The 19302-nt window shown below is 68.9% G+C and carries 19 protein-coding genes; 18 read left to right on the top strand and 1 reads right to left on the bottom strand.

Translation table 11 applies throughout. The features are described from left to right. Positions 1–73 precede the first annotated feature (73 nt). The 3 genes from aroC (at position 74) to aroB (ending at position 3013) form a co-directional block, all read left to right on the top strand. On the top strand, positions 74–1261 hold the full coding sequence (aroC, locus tag ACNJ7E_RS31350) for a chorismate synthase (protein WP_009480413.1): 1188 nt from the start codon (positions 74–76) through the stop codon (positions 1259–1261). A 38-nt stretch (positions 1262–1299) separates the two neighbouring features. Further along, complete coding sequence (locus tag ACNJ7E_RS31355) at positions 1300–1806, top strand: shikimate kinase (RefSeq protein ID WP_005241678.1); 507 nt, start codon at positions 1300–1302, stop codon at positions 1804–1806. Positions 1807–1900: 94 nt separating this feature from the next. Further along, positions 1901–3013, top strand: a complete 1113-nt coding sequence (gene aroB, locus ACNJ7E_RS31360; RefSeq protein WP_005262316.1) for a 3-dehydroquinate synthase — start codon at positions 1901–1903, stop codon at positions 3011–3013. 86 nt (positions 3014–3099) lie between these two features. Here aroB and ACNJ7E_RS31365 read toward each other — a convergent pair whose 3' ends face one another. Further along, positions 3100–3846 (bottom strand): B-4DMT family transporter, encoded by a 747-nt coding sequence (locus ACNJ7E_RS31365; RefSeq protein ID WP_283332340.1) that lies wholly within the window; start codon positions 3844–3846, stop codon positions 3100–3102. Between the two features lie 135 nt (positions 3847–3981). Here ACNJ7E_RS31365 and ACNJ7E_RS31370 point away from each other — a divergent pair, with 135 nt between their 5' ends. The 15 genes from ACNJ7E_RS31370 (at position 3982) to metK (ending at position 19279) form a co-directional block, all read left to right on the top strand. Continuing rightward, a complete protein-coding gene (locus ACNJ7E_RS31370; protein WP_280782178.1) occupies positions 3982–5085 on the top strand; it encodes an aminopeptidase P family protein in 1104 nt (367 codons plus the stop codon). 34 nt (positions 5086–5119) lie between these two features. Beyond that, complete coding sequence (gene efp / locus ACNJ7E_RS31375; protein ID WP_009480417.1) at positions 5120–5683, top strand: elongation factor P; 564 nt, start codon at positions 5120–5122, stop codon at positions 5681–5683. Next, the gene (gene nusB / locus ACNJ7E_RS31380; RefSeq protein ID WP_280782177.1) at positions 5684–6193 is read left to right on the top strand and encodes a transcription antitermination factor NusB; all 510 of its coding nucleotides are present in this window, start codon (positions 5684–5686) and stop codon (positions 6191–6193) included. A 140-nt stretch (positions 6194–6333) separates the two neighbouring features. Continuing rightward, positions 6334–6963: a bifunctional pyr operon transcriptional regulator/uracil phosphoribosyltransferase PyrR gene (pyrR, locus tag ACNJ7E_RS31385; protein ID WP_280782176.1), complete on the top strand. Its 630-nt coding sequence runs from the start codon at positions 6334–6336 to the stop codon at positions 6961–6963. After that, the gene (locus ACNJ7E_RS31390; RefSeq protein WP_418341773.1) at positions 6964–7908 is read left to right on the top strand and encodes an aspartate carbamoyltransferase catalytic subunit; all 945 of its coding nucleotides are present in this window, start codon (positions 6964–6966) and stop codon (positions 7906–7908) included. Positions 7909–7919: 11 nt separating this feature from the next. Beyond that, complete coding sequence (locus ACNJ7E_RS31395) at positions 7920–9263, top strand: dihydroorotase (protein WP_280782174.1); 1344 nt, start codon at positions 7920–7922, stop codon at positions 9261–9263. Beyond that, the gene (locus ACNJ7E_RS31400; RefSeq protein ID WP_120659116.1) at positions 9260–9826 is read left to right on the top strand and encodes a PH-like domain-containing protein; all 567 of its coding nucleotides are present in this window, start codon (positions 9260–9262) and stop codon (positions 9824–9826) included. The genes ACNJ7E_RS31395 and ACNJ7E_RS31400 overlap by 4 nt, the downstream gene beginning before the upstream one ends. Then, entirely contained in the window at positions 9823–10983 is a 1161-nt protein-coding gene (gene carA, locus ACNJ7E_RS31405; RefSeq protein WP_222820817.1) for a glutamine-hydrolyzing carbamoyl-phosphate synthase small subunit, read from the top strand. The genes ACNJ7E_RS31400 and carA overlap by 4 nt, the downstream gene beginning before the upstream one ends. Beyond that, positions 10983–14351 carry a carbamoyl-phosphate synthase large subunit gene (gene carB, locus ACNJ7E_RS31410; RefSeq protein WP_418341774.1) on the top strand — a complete coding sequence of 1123 codons (3369 nt, stop codon included), beginning with the start codon at positions 10983–10985 and terminating at the stop codon, positions 14349–14351. Before carA ends, carB begins: the two co-directional genes overlap by 1 nt. Further along, positions 14348–15187 carry an orotidine-5'-phosphate decarboxylase gene (gene pyrF, locus ACNJ7E_RS31415; protein WP_183102180.1) on the top strand — a complete coding sequence of 280 codons (840 nt, stop codon included), beginning with the start codon at positions 14348–14350 and terminating at the stop codon, positions 15185–15187. Before carB ends, pyrF begins: the two co-directional genes overlap by 4 nt. A 126-nt stretch (positions 15188–15313) precedes the next feature. Beyond that, positions 15314–15634 (top strand): integration host factor, actinobacterial type, encoded by a 321-nt coding sequence (mihF, locus tag ACNJ7E_RS31420; protein ID WP_005262298.1) that lies wholly within the window; start codon positions 15314–15316, stop codon positions 15632–15634. An 8-nt stretch (positions 15635–15642) separates the two neighbouring features. Further along, positions 15643–16266, top strand: coding sequence for a guanylate kinase (gene gmk / locus ACNJ7E_RS31425; protein WP_418341775.1), 624 nt, complete (start codon positions 15643–15645; stop codon positions 16264–16266). A gap of 41 nt (positions 16267–16307) precedes the next feature. After that, on the top strand, positions 16308–16613 hold the full coding sequence (gene rpoZ / locus ACNJ7E_RS31430; RefSeq protein ID WP_005241734.1) for a DNA-directed RNA polymerase subunit omega: 306 nt from the start codon (positions 16308–16310) through the stop codon (positions 16611–16613). Positions 16614–16627: 14 nt separating this feature from the next. Next, a complete protein-coding gene (coaBC, locus tag ACNJ7E_RS31435; protein ID WP_280782169.1) occupies positions 16628–17932 on the top strand; it encodes a bifunctional phosphopantothenoylcysteine decarboxylase/phosphopantothenate--cysteine ligase CoaBC in 1305 nt (434 codons plus the stop codon). Positions 17933–18064: 132 nt separating this feature from the next. Continuing rightward, positions 18065–19279 (top strand): methionine adenosyltransferase, encoded by a 1215-nt coding sequence (gene metK, locus ACNJ7E_RS31440; RefSeq protein ID WP_005241739.1) that lies wholly within the window; start codon positions 18065–18067, stop codon positions 19277–19279. The last annotated feature ends 23 nt before the right edge of the window (positions 19280–19302 follow it).

Genomic DNA, 19302 nt, shown 5'->3' on the forward strand with positions numbered 1-19302 from the left:
GAGTCCACGCCTGGCACACGGTTGGGAGGACCACCGTCACTGCCGGGCGCGGCGACATGGAAGGATATTGGGCGTGCTGCGCTGGATAACTGCCGGAGAATCCCATGGTCCCGCCCTCGTCGCGATGCTCGAGGGGATGGTCGCGGGCGTCGAAGTGACGTCCGAGGACATCTCGACCCAACTCGCGCGACGCCGACTCGGCTACGGCCGCGGCGCGCGGATGAAGTTCGAGGCCGACAAGGTCACCATCGTCGGTGGTGTACGCCACGGGCGGACACTCGGCGGACCGATCGCCGTCGAGGTGGGCAACACGGAGTGGCCCAAGTGGGAAACCATCATGTCCGCGGACCCGGTGGACGCCGAACTGCTCGCCGACCAGGCGCGGAATGCGCCGCTGACCCGCCCGCGCCCCGGTCACGCCGACTACTCGGGCATGCTCAAGTACGGATTCGACGACGCTCGCCCGGTTCTCGAACGCGCGAGCGCACGCGAGACCGCGGCCCGGGTCGCGGCCGCGACGTTCGCCCGGAGTTTCCTCCGCCAGGTGTTCGGTGTGGAGGTGCTGTCCCACGTGATCTCCATCGGCGCGTCCGATCCGTACGTCGGTCCCGAACCCACCGCGTCGGATCTGGCGGCGATCGACGCCAGCCCGGTACGCGCCTTCGACAAGGCCGCCGAGGAATCGATGATCGCCGAGATCGAGGCCGCCAAGCGTGACGGCGACACCCTCGGCGGGGTCGTCGAGGTCGTCATCCACGGTCTCCCCGTGGGTCTCGGATCGTTCATCAGCGGCGCGGACCGTCTCGACGCCCGTCTCGCGTCCGCCCTGATGGGCATCCAGGCGATCAAGGGTGTGGAGGTCGGCGACGGCTTCGAGACCGCGCGCCGACGCGGCAGCCAGGCGCACGACGAGATGCGTCCGGGCCCGGACGGAATCCTGCGTTCGACCAACCGCGCGGGCGGCCTCGAAGGCGGCATGACCAACGGGGAGGCGCTCCGCGTGCGCGCGGCGATGAAGCCGATCTCGACGGTCCCGCGCGCGCTGGCCACCGTAGACATGTCGACCGGTGAGGAAGCCGTGGCCATCCACCAGCGGTCCGACGTGTGCGCGGTGCCCGCCGCCGGTGTCGTGGCCGAGGCGATGGTGGCGTTGGTCGTCGCCCAGGCGGCACTCGAGAAGTTCGGGGGCGACTCGGTTGCCGAGACGACCGCCAACTACGAGCGCTACGCATCGGGCGTCGCAGCCCGGCTCGCGCGATGACCACCCGGTCTGCCGTCGCATCGGGGCGGTGACGGATGATGGCACCGAAAGCCGTGCTGGTCGGCCCCCCGGGAGCGGGTAAGTCCACGATCGGGCGGCGCCTCGCGCAGGCCCTGGACCTTCCGCTGTTCGACACCGACGTGGCGGTCGAGGAGGAGGCGGGACGCACGATCGCCGAGATCTTCGTCCAGGAGGGCGAACCCGCCTTCCGCGCCCTCGAGGAAGAGATCGTCCGGAAGGCCATCGAGAGCCACGAGGGGATCGTGTCGCTCGGCGGTGGATCCATCCTCTCCGAGCGGACCCGGGAATTGTTGAAGGGCCACACCGTGATCTATCTCGAGATCAGCGTGGCCGAGGGGCTCAAGCGCACGGGGACCAACACCGCGCGCCCCCTTCTCGCCGGTGGCGACCCCCGCCAGAAGTACACCGAGTTGATGCGCAAGCGCCGACCGCTGTACCGGCAGGTGGCGTCCATCCGGATACGCACGGACGGGCGGAGTCCCGCCCGCGTGGTGCAGCAGCTGGTGGCGAAACTCGCCGAGTGATCGGCGACCCCGGCGGAGTCGCCGAGTGATGGGCGACCCCGGCGGAACAGAGACATCCGAGAATCTCGGACACGACGGAGCGGAGCAGCAGACAGTGACCGAACCGGTACGCGTACAGGTGCAGACGGCGAACCCCTACCCGGTCATCATCGGGCGCGGATTGCTCGGCGAGCTGGTGGACGAACTCACCGGCACGAGGACGGTGGCGATCTTCCATCAGCCGCCGCTGGCCGAGACGGCGGAGGCGGTGCGCGCGGCACTCGCCGAGAAGGGAATCGATGCGCACCGCATCGAGATTCCGGACGCGGAGGACGGCAAGGATCTGGCCGTGGCCGGATTCTGCTGGGAGGTCCTCGGCCGCATCGGGCTGACCCGCAGCGACGCCGTGGTCTCCCTGGGCGGCGGCGCGGCCACCGACCTCGCCGGGTTCGTCGCGGCGACGTGGATGCGCGGTGTGCGCGTGATCCACGTGCCCACGACATTGCTCGCGATGGTGGATGCGGCGGTCGGCGGCAAGACCGGCATCAACACCGAGGCCGGCAAGAACCTGGTGGGCTCGTTCCACGAGCCGTCGGCGGTGCTGATCGACCTGGCCACGCTGGAGACGGTGCCCCGCAACGAGATCGTCGCCGGAATGGCGGAGGTCGTGAAGACCGGCTTCATCGCCGACCCGGTGATCCTGGACCTCATCGAGAAGGATCCCGAAGCCGCCCTGGACCCGACGGGAACCGTTCTGCCCGAACTGATCCGGCGGTCCGTTGAGGTCAAGGCCAAGGTCGTGGCCGCCGATCTGCGCGAATCCGATCTGCGGGAGATCCTGAACTACGGGCACACCCTCGGGCATGCGATCGAGCGGCGTGAGCGCTACCGCTGGCGCCACGGTGCGGCGGTCGCCGTCGGGCTCGTGTTCGCGGCGGAGCTGGGGCGTCTGGCGGGACGCCTGGACGATGCGACGGCGGACCGGCACCGCACCATCCTGGAACTGGTGGGTCTGCCCACCACGTACGACGCGGACGCGTTCGGCCAGTTGGTCGAGGGGATGCAGACCGACAAGAAGAACCGGGCGGGCGTCCTGCGGTTCGTCGTGCTCGACGGGCTCGCGAAGCCGGGACGGCTCGAGGGCCCGGACCCGTCTCTGCTCGTGGCCGCGTACTCCGCGGTGGCGCGGGAGGAGAAGCCGGGCACCGGCGGTGCCGTCCTGCTGTGACGTAGCGGCACGAAGTGAGACGCGGCGGTGTGAGCGAGTGCGCTCACACCGCCGCGTCGTCTGTCGGTGTGGTGAAGCCGAGGCTGTTACTCGCCGCGGCGCTGGTCGTCGGTGGTGCGCTTCCCGAGGTCGACGGGGTCCTGCCACGCGGTGTCCCCACCCTGCGGCTGATCGAGGTCGGACGTGTCCTCGCGGTAGTTGTGCACCGGTTCGAACACGGCCGTGTCGGCGTCGGACCCGGCGTAACCGGTGTCCGCGGTCTGCTCGTAGGCCTGGCCGGGATAGTTCTGTCCGTAGCCCTCGTCGTCGGCGACGGCTGCTGCTGCGGTTCCCCCCGCTGCGGCCCCTGCGGCCGTTCCGGCGCCGCGTGCCGTCGGGTGACGCTCGCCGCGGTCCTTCTCCGTCTTCCTGGACTCGCGGCTGACGAAGAACCGGCCGAGGAACACGGCGAGCATGGCAGGCACGAAGATCAGCAGGACCGTGAACGCGGCCCCGGACGTGATCTCGAAGAAGAACGAGTTCTGGGTGACGTTGAGGGACGGAATCAGGTTGGCCAGCCAGCTCCCCACACCCGCCACGATGCCGCCGAGCAGGGCCGCCTTCAGCCACAGCATCGTCAGGTCGGCGCCGTCCTCCGGCTCGGGGTTCCGGCGACGGTCCCGGATGCCGTCGATGCCGGCCCAGATCAGCGCCACGAACACGACGATCAGCAGTGCGAGCCATCTCAGAGCGGATCCCTGAAGGGGCCACTGTGTGATCGACACACCGAGGATCACACGAACGAAAACATGTATCAGGGCCATGCCGAGGCCGCGTACCACCCACGCATTCATGGGCACAGCGTAACGAGCGGGTTTTCACCCGTGTGGTCTAACCCACACGGCGCGCTCTGAAACCTGTTCTCGCCACCGGACGGGTGCCGTCGATCCGCGCCCTCCGGGCGGCGATTTGCCGGTACGTTTGACGACATGCCTGCTGATCATGGTTCGCGGCGCGCGGCGCTGCGCGCGGCCCTCGCCGCCCGGGATCTCGACGCACTTCTGGTGACGAATCTGGTGAACATCCGCTATCTCACCGGGTTCACCGGATCGAACGCCGCCCTGCTCGTGCACGCCGCCGACGCAGAGGGGGCCGAGGAGCGCACCGTCATCAGCACCGACGGCCGCTACCTCACGCAAGTCGGGGAACAGGTTCCCGATCTGCGGGCCGAGATCGCCCGCGCCAGCGCCGCGCACCTCATCGAATCGGTGGGTCGGCGGAGCCCGTCCTCGCTGGCGTTCGAGAGCCACGTGGTGACGGTGGACGAGTTCGCGGCCTGGTCGGTGCTCGCGCCGGACGCGCGCCTCGATCCCGTTCCGGGTCTCGTCGAGGAACTGCGGATGGTGAAGGACGATTTCGAGGTCGGATTGCTGCGGGCGGCGTGCACGGCCGCCGACTCCGCGCTCGCCGACCTGATCGAACGGGGTGGCCTCCGCCCGGGACGCACCGAGAAGGAGGTGGGCCGGGAACTGGAGGCGCTGATGCTCGCGCACGGCGCCGACGGCATCTCGTTCGAGACCATCGTCGCGGCCGGCGCCAACTCGGCGATCCCGCACCACCGCCCCACCGAGGCGGTCCTCGCCGGCGGCGACTTCGTGAAGCTGGACTTCGGCGCCGAGGTCGGCGGATACCACTCGGACATGACCAGAACGTATGTCCTGGGGCAGGCCGCCGACTGGCAACGGGACGTGTATGCGCTGGTCGCGCGGTCGCAGGAGGCCGGGCGGGACGCGTTGCGCCCGGGCGCCGAGGTGTCCGCCGTGGACGGTGCCGCCCGCCGGGTCATCGAAGACGCGGGCTACGGGGAACTGTTCCTACACGGGCTCGGACACGGCGTCGGCCTGGAGATCCACGAAGCTCCGGGAATCGGCAAGCTCGGCACCGGTACACTTCTGGACGGTGCGGCGGTGACCGTCGAGCCGGGCGTGTACTTCTCCGGGCGCGGAGGCGTGCGGATCGAGGACACGCTCGTGGTTCGTGAGCAGGGACCGGAGCTGCTCACACTCACCACCAAAGACCTGACTGTCGTGTAGACGGTTTCGACCTTATCGAGGAGACGCGAAGCAAGTGGCTTCCACTAGTGATTTCAAGAACGGCCTGGTCCTGCAGATCGAGGGCCAGCTGTGGACGATCATCGAGTTCCAGCACGTGAAGCCCGGCAAGGGTCCCGCGTTCGTGCGCACCAAGTTGAAGAACGTGCTCTCGGGCAAGGTCGTCGACAAGACGTTCAACGCCGGCGTCAAGGTGGAGACGGCCACGGTCGACCGCCGCGACATGACGTACCTGTACCACGACGGCACCGACTACATCTTCATGGACGGCGACACCTACGACCAGATCTCGATCAGCGAGGCCACCGTCGGCGACGGCGCACGCTTCATGCTCGAGAACATGGCCGTGCAGGTTGCGACGCACGAGGACGTCCCGCTGTTCGTGGAACTGCCCGTCACCGTCGAACTGGTGGTCCAGCACACCGATCCCGGTCTGCAGGGCGACCGCTCCACCGGTGGCACCAAGCCCGCCACCCTCGAGACCGGTGCCGAGATCAACGTGCCGCTGTTCATCAACACCGGTGACAAGCTGAAGGTCGATTCCCGCGACGGCAACTACCTCGGGCGTGTGAATTCCTGAGTGTCCGGTACGCATAAGAAACTCGGCGCACGGCACAAGGCCCGCAAGCGCGCCGTCGATTTCCTCTTCGAGGCCGAGGCGCGAGATCTCGACCCGGTCGATCTCGCCACCGAACGCGCGGAGCTGTCCGGCAAGGACGACGCCGTGGCGCCGGTTGCTCCGTACACCGTCACCGTGGTGACCGGGGTGGCGGAGAACCTGGACCGACTCGACGAGGTGATCAGATCCCACCTGCAGGACTGGACGCTGGAGAGGCTGCCCGCCGTCGACCGCGCCATCCTGCGCATCGCCGTCTGGGAGCTGTTCCACGCCACCGACGTGCCTCCGGTCGTGGCCGTGGACGAGGCGGTGGAGCTGGCCAAACAGCTGTCCACCGACGAGTCGCCGGGGTTCGTGAACGGCATCCTCGGTCAGGTCGTGCTGGTGGCGCCGCAGGTGCGGTCGGCTGCGGCCGCGACGTCGCGGCGCACCGAGACCGCCGGCGGCGAGTCGAACGACGCCGGTTCGTAAGTTCGTGTCCCGCTGCGGGCCCGCGACTGCGGGCCCGCAGGTCAGGGGTCCGGGCCTGGCGCAGTCGACGCGCTGATAAGCTGTCCGCGTCAGGCATCCTTTAACGATCCGTCCAGTGAGGCGGAGAAGGAGGTCGTTGTATGCGCGTGCCCGAAGGGTCTCGCCCCGCCGGGGAACCGGCGGAATCAACACCAGAGTCGTCCCCGTCCGTCGAACCCGCACGCGAGCTGCTGTCCGCAGCCGATGTGGGACGGACCATTGCGCGAATCGCGCACCAGATCATCGAGAAGACCGCGCTGGACGCCGCCGACGGTGACGCGCCGCGGGTCGTCCTGATCGGCATCCCCACCCGGGGCACGACGCTCGCCGCCCGCCTCGCCGGGAAGGTCGAAGAATTCTCCGGGGTGCGCCCATCGGTCGGCTCCCTCGACATCACCCTGTACCGCGACGACCTGCGCACCAAACCGCACCGTCCCCTCGAACGCACGTCGGTGCCCGAGGGCGGCGTCGACAACACCCTGGTGGTGCTCGTCGACGACGTGCTGTTCTCCGGCCGCACCGTCCGCTCGGCACTCGACGCCCTCCGCGACCTCGGGCGGCCGCGCGCCGTTCAGCTGGCCGTCCTCGTCGACCGCGGCCACCGCGAACTGCCGCTGCGCGCCGACTACGTGGGCAAGAACGTGCCCACCGCCCGCACCGAGGACGTCAAGGTGCTCCTGAGCGAACACGACGGCCGCGACGCGGTCATGATCTCCGGGGGGAAGAGCTAAGTGAAGCACCTGTTGTCGATCGCGGACCTGACACGGGAATCGGCTGTCGAACTCCTCGACGAGGCCGAACGCTTCGAACAAGCCCTCCTCGGACGTGAGGTGCGGAAGCTCCCGACGCTGCGGGGCCGGACGGTCATGACCGTGTTCTTCGAGAACTCGACCCGGACCCGGGTGTCGTTCGAGGTCGCCGGGAAGTGGATGAGCGCGGACGTCATCAACGTCAGCGCCTCGAGTTCGTCGGTGTCCAAGGGTGAATCCCTCCGGGACACGGCGATGACACTGCGCGCGGCCGGCGCCGACGCCCTGATCGTGCGCCACCCCGCCTCGGGTGCGGCCCACCAGATCGCGAAGTGGACCGGGCATCAGGACGACGGCGGCCCGGCGGTCATCAACGCCGGCGACGGTACCCACGAACATCCCACCCAGGCGCTGCTCGACGCGCTCACGCTGCGTCAGCGTCTCGGCGACATCGAGGGCAAGCGCATCGCCATCGTCGGCGACATCCTGCACAGCCGGGTGGCGCGGTCGAATGCACTGCTGCTGTCGATGCTCGGCGCCGAGGTGGTCCTGGTCGCGCCGCCCACGTTGCTCCCCGTGGGGGTGTCCACCTGGCCGGTGTCGGTGGCGCATTCGCTGGACGCGGAGCTTCCCGGCCTCGACGCCGTCCTGATGCTGCGTGTGCAGGCGGAACGGATGAACGGCGGATTCTTCCCGTCCCAGCGGGAGTACTCGATCAATTACGGCCTGTCGGAGAAGCGGCTCGCGCTGCTTCCCGACCACGCGGTGGTGCTGCATCCCAGCCCGATGCTGCGCGGCATGGAGATCGCGTCGGCGGTTGCCGACTCGACGAGGACCGCCGTGCTGCAGCAGGTGACCAATGGTGTGCACATGCGGATGGCGGTGCTGTTCCGGCTGCTGGTCGGAGCGGAGGAAGTTGCGGGATGAGTGGTAGCGGGATGAGTGACAGTGCAGTGACAGGAGAGACAGTGCTCATCAAGAACGTGTTGCTGTACGGCGAGGGCGAACCCACCGACGTGCTGCTCGGGGACGGCGTCATCGCCGCGATCGGTGCGGACGCGGGCAAGGACAGCGGGCCGGACGTCGACGTGATCGACGCGGCGGGGCAGATCCTGCTCCCCGGTTTCGTCGACCTGCACACCCACCTGCGGGAACCCGGCCGCGAGGACACCGAGACCATCGATTCCGGTTCGGCCGCCGCCGCGCTCGGCGGGTACACCGCGGTGTTCGCGATGGCCAACACCAGCCCGGTCGCCGATTCGGTGGTCGTCACCGACCACGTGTGGCGCCGCGGCCAGGAAGCCGGACTCGTCGACGTGCATCCCGTCGGCGCCGTCACCGTCGGGCTCGAGGGCAAGCAGCTCGCCGAGATGGCCACGATGGCGTCGGGGGTCGGCCGGGTGCGGATGTTCTCGGACGACGGCCACTGCGTCTACGACCCGCTGATCATGCGCCGGGCGCTCGAGTACTCGAGCTCGCTCGGGGTGCTCATCGCGCAGCACGCGGAGGAGCCGCGGCTCACCGTCGGCGCCGTCGCACACGAGGGCCCCACCGCCGCCCGGCTCGGGCTCGCGGGCTGGCCGCGCGCCGCCGAGGAGTCGATCGTCGCCCGCGACGCGCTGCTCGCCCGCGACGCCGGGGCGCGCGTGCACATCTGCCACGTCTCCACCGCGGGGACCGTCGAACTGATGAAGTGGGCACGCGGCCAAGGCATTTCGATCACCGCCGAGGTCACCCCGCACCATCTGCTGCTCGACGACTCCCGGCTCGAGACGTACGACGCCGTCAACAAGGTGAATCCGCCCCTGCGGGAGGCGAGCGACGTCGCCGCGCTCCGGGCCGGACTGGCCGAGGGGATCATCGACTGCGTCGCGACCGATCACGCACCGCACGCCGAGCAGGACAAGTGCTGCGAGTTCGCGGCCGCCCGACCCGGAATGCTGGGACTGGAGACGGCACTGTCGATCGTCGCGCAGACGATGGTCCGCACGGGCCTGCTCGACTGGCGCGGCGTCGCGCGGGTGATGAGTGAGCGGCCCGCCGAGATCGTCGGACTCGACGACCAGGGTCGCCCGATCGAGGTCGGCGAGCCCGCCAACCTGGTGCTGATCGATCCGGACGCCGAATGGACGGTCCACGGCCCCGATCTCGCCAGCGTCGCCCACAACACGCCGTACGAGTCGATGACGCTGCCGGCGCGGGTGACTACGACGATCCTCCGTGGCCGGGTCACCGCGAGCGACGGCCAGGCCCGCGTCCCGGTGCGGAACGGTAGGGGATGACGGTGGAGAGAATTCTGTGGATAGTCGGCCTCGTCGCGTTCTGGGCGCTGGCCATCTTCCTCATGTACATCGGGTGGCGCGGTCGTGCCCGCCGACAGGCCGACCGGGTCGGGCAGCTTCCCGCCGTGCCCGCGCACCTCGGCGAGCAGACGATCGCCCCGGCCACCGGACTGTATGTGGGCAGCACCCTGGCCCCGAGCTGGCAGGACCGGATCGCGGTCGGCGACCTCGGTTTCCGGGCGACGGGGGAAATCTCCCGCTACGCGGCCGGGATCCTGCTCGAACGTGACGGGGCGTCGGCGATCTGGATTCCGCAGGACGCGGTCCGCGCCGTGCGCACCGAGCGCGGTCTCGCGGGCAAGGTCATGAGCAAGGACGGCGTCCTCGTGATCCGGTGGGAACTGCCGACGGGCACCGAGATCGACACCGGTTTCCGGAGCGACGACAAGTCCGTGTACCCCGCCTGGGTCGGCGCAGGGGAGCCGGACGGCAAGACAGACAGTGAAGATTCAGCGAATGCGGCGAGCTCTGGTGAGGTCGAGCAGAACGGAGAGAACGCATGAGCGGCTACGACACCGACTCTGCAGTACTGGTCCTCGAGGACGGACGGGCATTCCGGGGCACCACGTTCGGTGCCGTCGGCCAGACCCTCGGTGAGGCCGTCTTCAGCACCGGCATGACCGGCTACCAGGAGACCCTCACCGACCCCAGTTACCACCGCCAGATCGTCGTGGCCACCGCGCCGCAGATCGGCAACACGGGATGGAACGACGAGGACGACGAGTCCGTCGGCCCCACCGGCAGCAGCGCCGAGGCGAAGATCTGGGTGGCCGGGTACGTCGTCCGCGACCCCGCCCGCCGCACCTCCAGCTGGCGCGCCACCGGGTCCCTGCAGGACGAGCTCGTGAAGCAGGGGGTCGTCGGGATCGCCGGCATCGACACCCGCGCACTGGTCCGCCACCTGCGCACCCGCGGCTCGATGCGCGCCGGGGTGTTCTCCGGCGACGCACTGGCCGAGACCGACGTACTGCTCGACCGGGTGAAGAGCCAGCCGTCGATGCTCGGCGCGGATCTCGCCGGCGAGGTCAGCACCACCAGCGGGTACGTCGTCGAGCCGACCGGGGGAGACGCGCGCTTCACCGTCGCGGCGATCGACCTCGGCATCAAGACCAACACCCCGCGCATGTTCGCCGAGCGCGGCATCCGGGTGCACGTGCTCCCATCCAACGCGACGCTCGAGCAGATCCTCGACCTGAAGGCCGACGGCGTCTTCCTCTCCAATGGTCCCGGTGACCCGGCGACCGCCGACGGCGCCGTGCACCTCACCAAGGAAGTCATCGGGCAGGGCCTGCCCCTGTTCGGCATCTGCTTCGGCAACCAGATCCTCGGGCGGGCTCTCGGTCTCGGCACCTACAAGATGAAGTTCGGTCACCGAGGCATCAACATCCCGGTCGTCGAACACGAGACGGGACGCATCGCGATCACCGCACAGAACCACGGGTTCGCGCTCGAGGGCGAGGCCGGGCAGGAGTTCGACACCCCGTTCGGTAAGGCCGTGATCAGCCACACCTGCGCCAACGACGGTGCCGTCGAGGGGGTCCGCCTGCTCGACGGATCCGCCTTCTCGGTGCAGTACCACCCCGAGGCCGCGGCGGGCCCGCACGACGCCGCGTACCTGTTCGACCGCTTCACCAGCCTGCTCGAGGGAGTCAAGAACTAATGCCACGCCGTACAGATCTCTCCCACATCCTGGTGATCGGCTCCGGGCCGATCGTCATCGGCCAGGCCTGTGAGTTCGACTACTCCGGAACCCAGGCCTGCCGGGTGCTGCGCGAGGAGGGCCTGCGGGTCAGCCTCGTCAACTCCAACCCGGCCACGATCATGACCGACCCCGAGTTCGCGGACGCCACGTACGTGGAGCCGATCACCGCCGAATTCGTCGAGAAGGTCATCGCCCTCGAGGCGGAGAAGGGCCACCCGATCGACGCCGTCCTCGCGACGCTCGGCGGCCAGACGGCCCTCAACACCGCGGTGGCGCTGCACGAGCAGGGCATCCTCGAGAAGTACGACGTCGAGCTGATCGGTGCCGACTTCGACGCCATCCAGCGCGGCGAGGACCGGCAGAAGTTCAAGGACATCGTCGCCAAGGTCGGCGGCGAGTCCGCGCGCTCCCGTGTCTGCTACACGATGGACGAGGTCCGCGACACCGTCGCTGAACTGGGCTTCCCCGTCGTGGTGCGGCCGTCGTTCACGATGGGCGGCCTCGGCTCCGGCATGGCCTACGACGACGAGGACCTGACGCGGATCGCCGGCGGCGGTCTCGCCGCGTCACCCACGGCCAACGTGCTGATCGAGGAGTCGATCCTCGGGTGGAAGGAATACGAGCTCGAGCTGATGCGCGACGGCCGCGACAACGTCGTGATCGTGTGCTCGATCGAGAACGTCGACCCCGTCGGCGTGCACACCGGCGACTCGATCACCGTCGCCCCCGCCATGACGCTCACGGACCGTGAGTACCAGGCGATGCGCGACCTCTCGATCGACATTCTCCGCGAGGTCGGCGTCGACACCGGCGGCTGCAACATCCAGTTCGCCATGGATCCCACCGACGGACGCCTCGTCGTCATCGAGATGAACCCGCGCGTGTCGCGGTCCAGTGCACTCGCCTCCAAGGCGACCGGCTTCCCGATCGCGAAGATCGCCGCGAAGCTCGCGATCGGCTACACGCTGGACGAGATCGTCAACGACATCACCAAGGAAACCCCGGCGTGCTTCGAGCCGACCCTCGACTACGTCGTCGTCAAGGCGCCGCGGTTCGCGTTCGAGAAGTTCCCCGGCGCCGACGACACCCTCACCACGACGATGAAGTCGGTCGGTGAGGCCATGTCGATCGGCCGCAACTTCACCGAGGCGTTCGGCAAGGTGCTGCGCTCGCTGGAGACCAAGCGGGCCGGGTACTGGACCGGACCCGACGTGGAGGCCACCGACCTGGACAGCCTCCTGGCGGAACTGAGCATCCCCCGCGACGGCCGCGTGTACGGCCTCGAGAAGGCGTTCGCTCTCGGCGCCACCGTCGAGCAGCTGTTCGACGCCACGAAGATCGACCCGTGGTTCCTCGACCAGATCCTGCAGATCCACGAGCTCGGCGACACGCTGCGCGAGGCGCCCGAGGTGACCGAGCGGGTACTGCGCCGCGCCAAGCACCACGGCCTGTCGGATCGGCAGATCGCGGCCCTGCGCCCCGAGATCGGCGGCGAGGACGCCGTCCGGGCGCTGCGTGAGCAGTGGAACGTCCACCCCGTGTACAAGACGGTCGACACCTGCGCCGCCGAGTTCGAGGCGAAGACGCCGTACCACTACTCCACGTACGAACTCGACCCGGCGGCCGAGTCCGAGGTGGCCCCGCAGACCGAGCGTCCGAAGGTCCTGATCCTCGGTTCCGGACCGAACCGCATCGGTCAGGGCATCGAGTTCGACTACTCCTGCGTCCACGCCGCACTGACGCTGTCGGAGGCCGGCTACGAGACGGTGATGGTCAACTGCAACCCGGAGACCGTCTCCACCGACTACGACACCGCCGACCGCCTGTACTTCGAGCCGCTCACGTTCGAGGACGTGCTCGAGGTGTACCGGGCCGAGACGCTGTCGGGCACCGTCGCCGGCGTGATCGTGCAGCTCGGCGGACAGACCCCGCTGGGTCTGGCGAAGCGGCTGAAGGCCGCGGGCGTGCCGATCGTCGGCACCAGCCCGGAGGCGATCGACCTCGCGGAGGATCGCGGCGAGTTCGGCAAGGTGCTGGTCGAGGCCGGTCTGCCCGCTCCCAAGTTCGGTACCGCCACCACGTTCGCCGCGGCCCGCGAGATCGCGGCAGGCATCGGGTACCCGGTGCTGGTGCGCCCGTCGTACGTCCTCGGTGGCCGCGGCATGGAAATCGTCTACGACGAGGCGTCGCTGGAGAGCTACATCTCCCGCGCCACCGAGATCTCCGACGATCGGCCCGTCCTGGTCGACCGGTTCCTGGAAGACGCCATCGAGATCGACGTCGACGCGCTCTGCGACGGCTCCGAGGTGTACCTCGGCGGTGTGATGGAGCACATCGAGGAGGCCGGCATCCACTCGGGCGACTCGGCCTGTGCGTTGCCGCCGATCACCCTCGGCCGCGCCGACCTCGAGAACGTCCGCCGCTCCACGGAGGCGCTCGCCAAGGGCATCGGCGTCAAGGGCCTGCTCAACGTCCAGTACGCCCTGAAGGACGACATCCTCTACGTCCTCGAGGCCAACCCCCGCGCCAGCCGCACCGTGCCGTTCGTGTCGAAGGCGACGGCGGTGCAGCTCGCCAAGGCGTGCGCTCGTGTCATGCTGGGCGAGTCCATCGCCGATCTGCGTGCGAGCGGTGTGCTCCCGGCCACCGGCGACGGCGGCTCGACCCCGGCGGACGCACCCGTCGCCGTCAAGGAGGCCGTGCTGCCGTTCAACCGGTTCCGGCGCGCCGACGGCACCGGCATCGACACCCTGCTGAGCCCGGAGATGAAGTCGACCGGCGAGGTCATGGGCATCGACGCCGACTTCGGCACCGCGTTCGCGAAGAGCCAGACGGCCGCGTACGGCTCGCTGCCCACGTCGGGGTCAGTGTTCGTCTCCGTCGCCAACAAGGACAAGCGATCGCTGATCTTCCCGGTCAAGCGGCTCGCCGACCTGGGTTTCCGGATCCTGGCCACCGAGGGCACCGCGGCGGTTCTCCGCCGGAACGGGATCACCTGCCAGGAGGTGCACAAGCACTCCGGCGAGAAGCTGGAGGAGGGTGAGCGCACCATCGTCGAGATGATCCGCGACGGCGAGGTCGACATGGTGATCAACACGCCGTACGGCAACTCCGGACCGCGCGTCGACGGTTACGAGATCCGCAGCGCGGCCGTCGCCATGAACATCCCGTGCGTCACCACCGTGCAGGGTGCGTCCGCCGCGGTGCAGGGCATCGAGGCCGCGATTCGCGGCGACATCGGTGTCCAGTCGCTCCAGGCGCTGCACGAGCGGCTGCGGTCGCCCGCCGTCGTCGTGGCTCCCGCGAGCGGTTCCGCGTCGTCGTGAGCGGACACCATCACCACCACTCCTGGGTGCATCGGCTGACATCGGCGGTCGAGCACCGGGGGCGGTTGTGCGTCGGGATCGATCCGCATCCGGGACTGCTCGAGGCGTGGGGGCTGCCCGTCTCCGCCGAGGGGCTGGAGACGTTCGCGGAGATCTGCGTGGAGGCCTTCGTCGGTGAGGTGGCCGTCGTGAAGCCTCAGGTGGCGTTCTTCGAAGCGTACGGCTCCGCCGGGTACGCGGTGCTCGAACGCACCATTTCGGTCCTCCGAGAGGCAGGGACGCTCGTCGTCGCCGATGCCAAGCGCGGGGACATCGGGTCGACTATGGCGGCGTACGCGCAGTCCTGGCTGGGTGCGGAGTCGGCCCTGTCCTCCGATGCGGTGACGGTGTCGCCGTATCTGGGATTCGGTGCGCTCGACCCGGCGCTGTCGCTGGCGGCGGAGCAGGGCCGCGGGCTCTTCGTGCTGGCCCGGACGTCCAATCCCGAGGGCGGCGACCTGCAGGCGGCGCAGACCGCCGGGGGAGCGTCCGTGGCCCAGTCCGTGGTGGACGCGGCGGTCCGGCACAACGACGCGCAACCCGGTCTGGTGGGTCTGGTGGTGGGCGCGACACGCGGACACGGCCTGGATTTGTCGAATTTTTCCGGACCGATTCTCGCGCCCGGTCTCGGCGCCCAGGGCGCGACTCCCGGTGACCTCGCCGACATTTTTCCCGATTCTCGAAAACTGTTGTTGCCGAACAGTTCTCGCGGTGTTCTCCGTGCCGGACCGTCGGTGACGGCACTGCGTGAGGCGGCCGTGAAGGTCCGCGACGAGATCGAGTCCGCACTCTCATAGCCCACCCGAATCCGGCTCTGACCTCGGGGGGTGGGTTCGCAATCGGCGCCGGGCGTGAGTACGGTCGCTATCGCTGCTGGTTATCCAGTGGTTTGGACTATTTGCCAACGACGAGACGGAGGAACCGTGGCCCTTCCCCAGTTGACTGATGAGCAGCGCGCTGCTGCTTTGGAGAAGGCAGCTGCTGCCCGCAAGGCCAGGGCTGAGCTCAAGGAGCGCCTGAAGCGTGGTGGCACCGACCTCAAGCAGGTTCTCAAGGACGCCGAGGACGACGAGATCCTGGGCAAGATGAAGGTGTCGGCACTGCTCGAGGCGCTGCCCAAGGTGGGCAAGGTCAAGGCGCAGGAGATCATGACCGAGCTGGAGATCGCTCCGACCCGTCGCCTCCGTGGCCTCGGCGATCGGCAGCGGAAGGCTCTGCTCGCCAGGTTCGACTTCGAGGCCTGAGCACGACAGTGGTAGCTGACGCACAAGTGTCAGAGAGCGAGACCGCAGTGCGGAGGGGTCGGCTGGTAGTTCTGGCCGGCCCCTCGGCCGTCGGTAAGTCCAGCGTGGTGCGACTCCTGCGTGAACGGATGCCGGAGCTCGTCTTCAGCGTGTCCGCGACGACGCGCGACCCACGCCCGGGCGAGGTGGACGGCAAGGACTACCGGTTCACCTCTCGCGACGAGTTCGAGCGGATGATCGAATCCGGTGAGCTGCTCGAATGGGCCGAGATCCACGGCGGACTCCAGCTGTCGGGAACCCCGGCCGCACCCGTACGCCGGGCCATCGAGCAGGGCAAACCGGTGCTGGTCGAGGTCGATCTCGCCGGTGCGCGGGCCGTCCGCGCCGCGATGCCGGAGGCTCTGCTCGTCTTCATGGCGCCCCCGAGCTGGGACGTGCTGGTCGAGAGATTGACCGGCCGGGGCACCGAATCCGCCGAGGTGGTGGAGCGGCGTCTCGCGACCGCGAGAGTCGAGCTGGAGGCGCAGGACGAGTTCGACGAGGTCATCGTGAACGAGGATGTCAGCCGATCGTGCGACGAGTTGGTATCCTTGTTGGTTGGACGACCGGAACAGTCCGAGTCGACCCACTAGATCTCACATCAACTAGCCAGAACTATTTCAGGAGATACCGAGTGAGCAGCACCCCCGCAGTAGCGTCCGCAACTCCCAGCCACGGCGCCCTGCCGGCTTACGACACCCCGCTCGGCATCACCAATCCTCCGATCGACGAGCTTCTCGCCCGCACGTCGTCGAAGTACGCGCTGGTGATCTACGCGGCCAAGCGTGCGCGTCAGATCAACGATTACTACAACCAGCTCGGTGACGGCATCCTCGAGTACGTCGGCCCCCTCGTCGAGCCGGGCCTGCAGGAGAAGCCGCTGTCGATCGCGCTGCGTGAGATCCACTCCGATCTTCTCGAGCACACCGAAGGCGAGTGAGCGGAGGATCTGCCGTGCCTGAACAGGCAGCGGGCCCGGCCACCGGGCACGTGACGGATTCACCGGAACCGGTTCTGGCGGGGGCAGCCCGCAAGCGGATCGTCGTCGGTGTCGGCGGCGGCATCGCCGCGTACAAGAGCTGTGCCGTCATCCGGGCCTTCACGGAGGCCGGTCACCACGTGCGGGTCATCCCGACGGAGTCCGCGCTCGAGTTCGTCGGCAAGGCGACGTTCGAGGCGCTGTCGGGCAACCCCGTGCACACGGGTGTGTTCACCGACGTTCCGCAGGTTCCGCACGTCCGTCTCGGGCAGGAAGCGGACCTCGTCGTCATCGCGCCCGCCACCGCCGACCTCATGGCGCGGGCCGTGGCGGGACGCGCGGACGACCTCCTCACCGCGACGCTGCTCACCGCACGATGTCCCGTGGTGTTCGCTCCCGCGATGCACACGGAGATGTGGGAGCACCCGGCCACCGTCGCCAACGTCGCCACGCTGCGCGCACGCGGCGTCACCGTCATCGAACCCGCATCCGGCCGCCTCACCGGCAAGGACACCGGCGCCGGCCGGCTGCCGGAACCCGACGAGATCGTCGGGTTGGCGTCGTTGCTGGTGGAGCGTCCCGACGCGCTGCCCCGTGATCTCGAGGGCCGGCGGGTCCTCGTGTCCGCGGGCGGCACCCGCGAACCGCTCGATCCGGTGCGGTTCCTCGGTAACCGCAGTTCGGGCAAGCAGGGATATGCCATCGCCCGGCTCGCCGTGCAGCGCGGGGCCGAGGTCACCCTCGTCTCCGGCTACACCGCCGGCCTCGCCGACCCGGCCGCCGTCGACATGGTGCACGTCCGCACGGCGGAAGACATGCGGGTCGCGGTCGCCAAGCACGCGCCCGGATTCGACGCCGTGATCATGGCCGCGGCGGTGGCCGACTTCCGGCCGTCGACGACGGTGGCGAGCAAGATCAAGAAGGGTGCGGGCGAGCCCGACTCGATCGCACTCACCAAGAACGAGGACATCCTCGCCGGGCTGGTGCAGTCCCGGCGGGACGGCGAGATCCCGTCCAAGACCGTGATCGTCGGATTCGCGGCCGAGACGGGCGACGCCGATGGCGACGTCCTCACCTACGCACGGGCCAAGCTCGCGCGTAAGGGCTGCGACCTCCTCGTCGTCAACGCGGTCGGCGAGGGCAAGGCGTTCGAGGTCGACCACAACGACGGGTGGCTGCTCGGAGCCGACGGTTCAGAGTCCGCGCTCGAGCACGGATCGAAGGCGTTGATGGCCAGCCGGGTACTCGACGCCGTCGACCAGCTGTTCCGAACACTCTGACGGCACATCCGGCAGAGTTTCGGTGATTCGAAAGGTGTCACTCCCGCCGGGGTGGCGCTAGGGTCGTTCGCGGTATTACGCAGCTAAGCTGTTTTCACGTGCTGTTCAGGACAACTGTCGAGAGGGAATTCTGTGAGCCAGTCCGGTAGTCGGCTATTCACCAGTGAGTCTGTGACCGAGGGGCACCCGGACAAGATTTGTGATGCGATCAGCGACTCCATCCTCGACGCGCTCCTCACCGACGACCCGCGCGCCCGCGTCGCCGTCGAGACCCTGGTGACCACCGGACAGGTCCACGTCGCCGGTGAGGTCACGACCACCGCCTACGCCGACATCCCCAAGATCGTGCGCGACACCGTGCTCGAGATCGGGTACGACTCCTCGGCCAAGGGATTCGACGGCAACTCCTGCGGCGTCAACGTCGCGATCGGTGCACAGTCCCCGGAGATCGCCCAGGGCGTCGACCACTCGCACGAGGTCCGCACCGGCGAACTGAGCGACGACGAGATCGACCGTCAGGGCGCCGGCGACCAGGGACTGATGTTCGGGTTCGCGACCACCGACACCCCGGAACTGATGCCGCTGCCGATCGCGCTGGCGCACCGCCTGTCGCGGCGTCTCACCGAGGTCCGCAAGTCCGGTGTCCTGCCGTACCTGCGCCCGGACGGCAAGACCCAGGTCACCATCGAATACGACGGTGACAAGGCGGTTCGCCTCGACACCGTGGTCATCTCGACGCAGCACGCCGCCGACATCGACCTCGACAACCTGCTCACCCCGGATCTGCGGGAGAAGGTTCTCGGATCGGTTCTCGCCGAGATCGACATGCCCGAACTCGACGTCTCGGACATCCGTCTGCTCGTCAACCCCACCGGCAAGTTCGTGCTCGGCGGCCCGATGGGTGACGCCGGCCTGACGGGTCGCAAGATCATCGTCGACACCTACGGCGGCATGGCCCGCCACGGCGGCGGCGCGTTCTCCGGCAAGGACCCCTCGAAGGTCGACCGGTCGGCGGCCTACGCCATGCGCTGGGTGGCCAAGAACGCGGTCGCGGCGGGCCTCGCGGACCGGATCGAGGTTCAGGTGGCGTACGCGATCGGCAAGGCGGCGCCGGTGGGTCTGTTCGTCGAGACGTTCGGTACCGAGAAGACGGATCCGGCGCGGATCCAGCAGGCCATCACCGAAACGTTCGACCTGCGGCCCGGCGCCATCATCCGCGACCTCGACCTGCTGCGTCCGATCTACGCGCAGACCGCGGCCTACGGCCACTTCGGTCGCACCGACATCGACCTCCCGTGGGAGAGCATCGACCGGGCGGAGAAGCTGCGGGCAGCCGCAGGCCTCTGATCGGTAGTCACGGCGCGGCGGGC

It is taken from the genome of Rhodococcus mengyinensis (genome assembly GCF_048381435.1).
Classification (GTDB): Bacteria; Actinomycetota; Actinomycetes; order Mycobacteriales; family Mycobacteriaceae; genus Rhodococcus_F; species Rhodococcus_F opacus_D.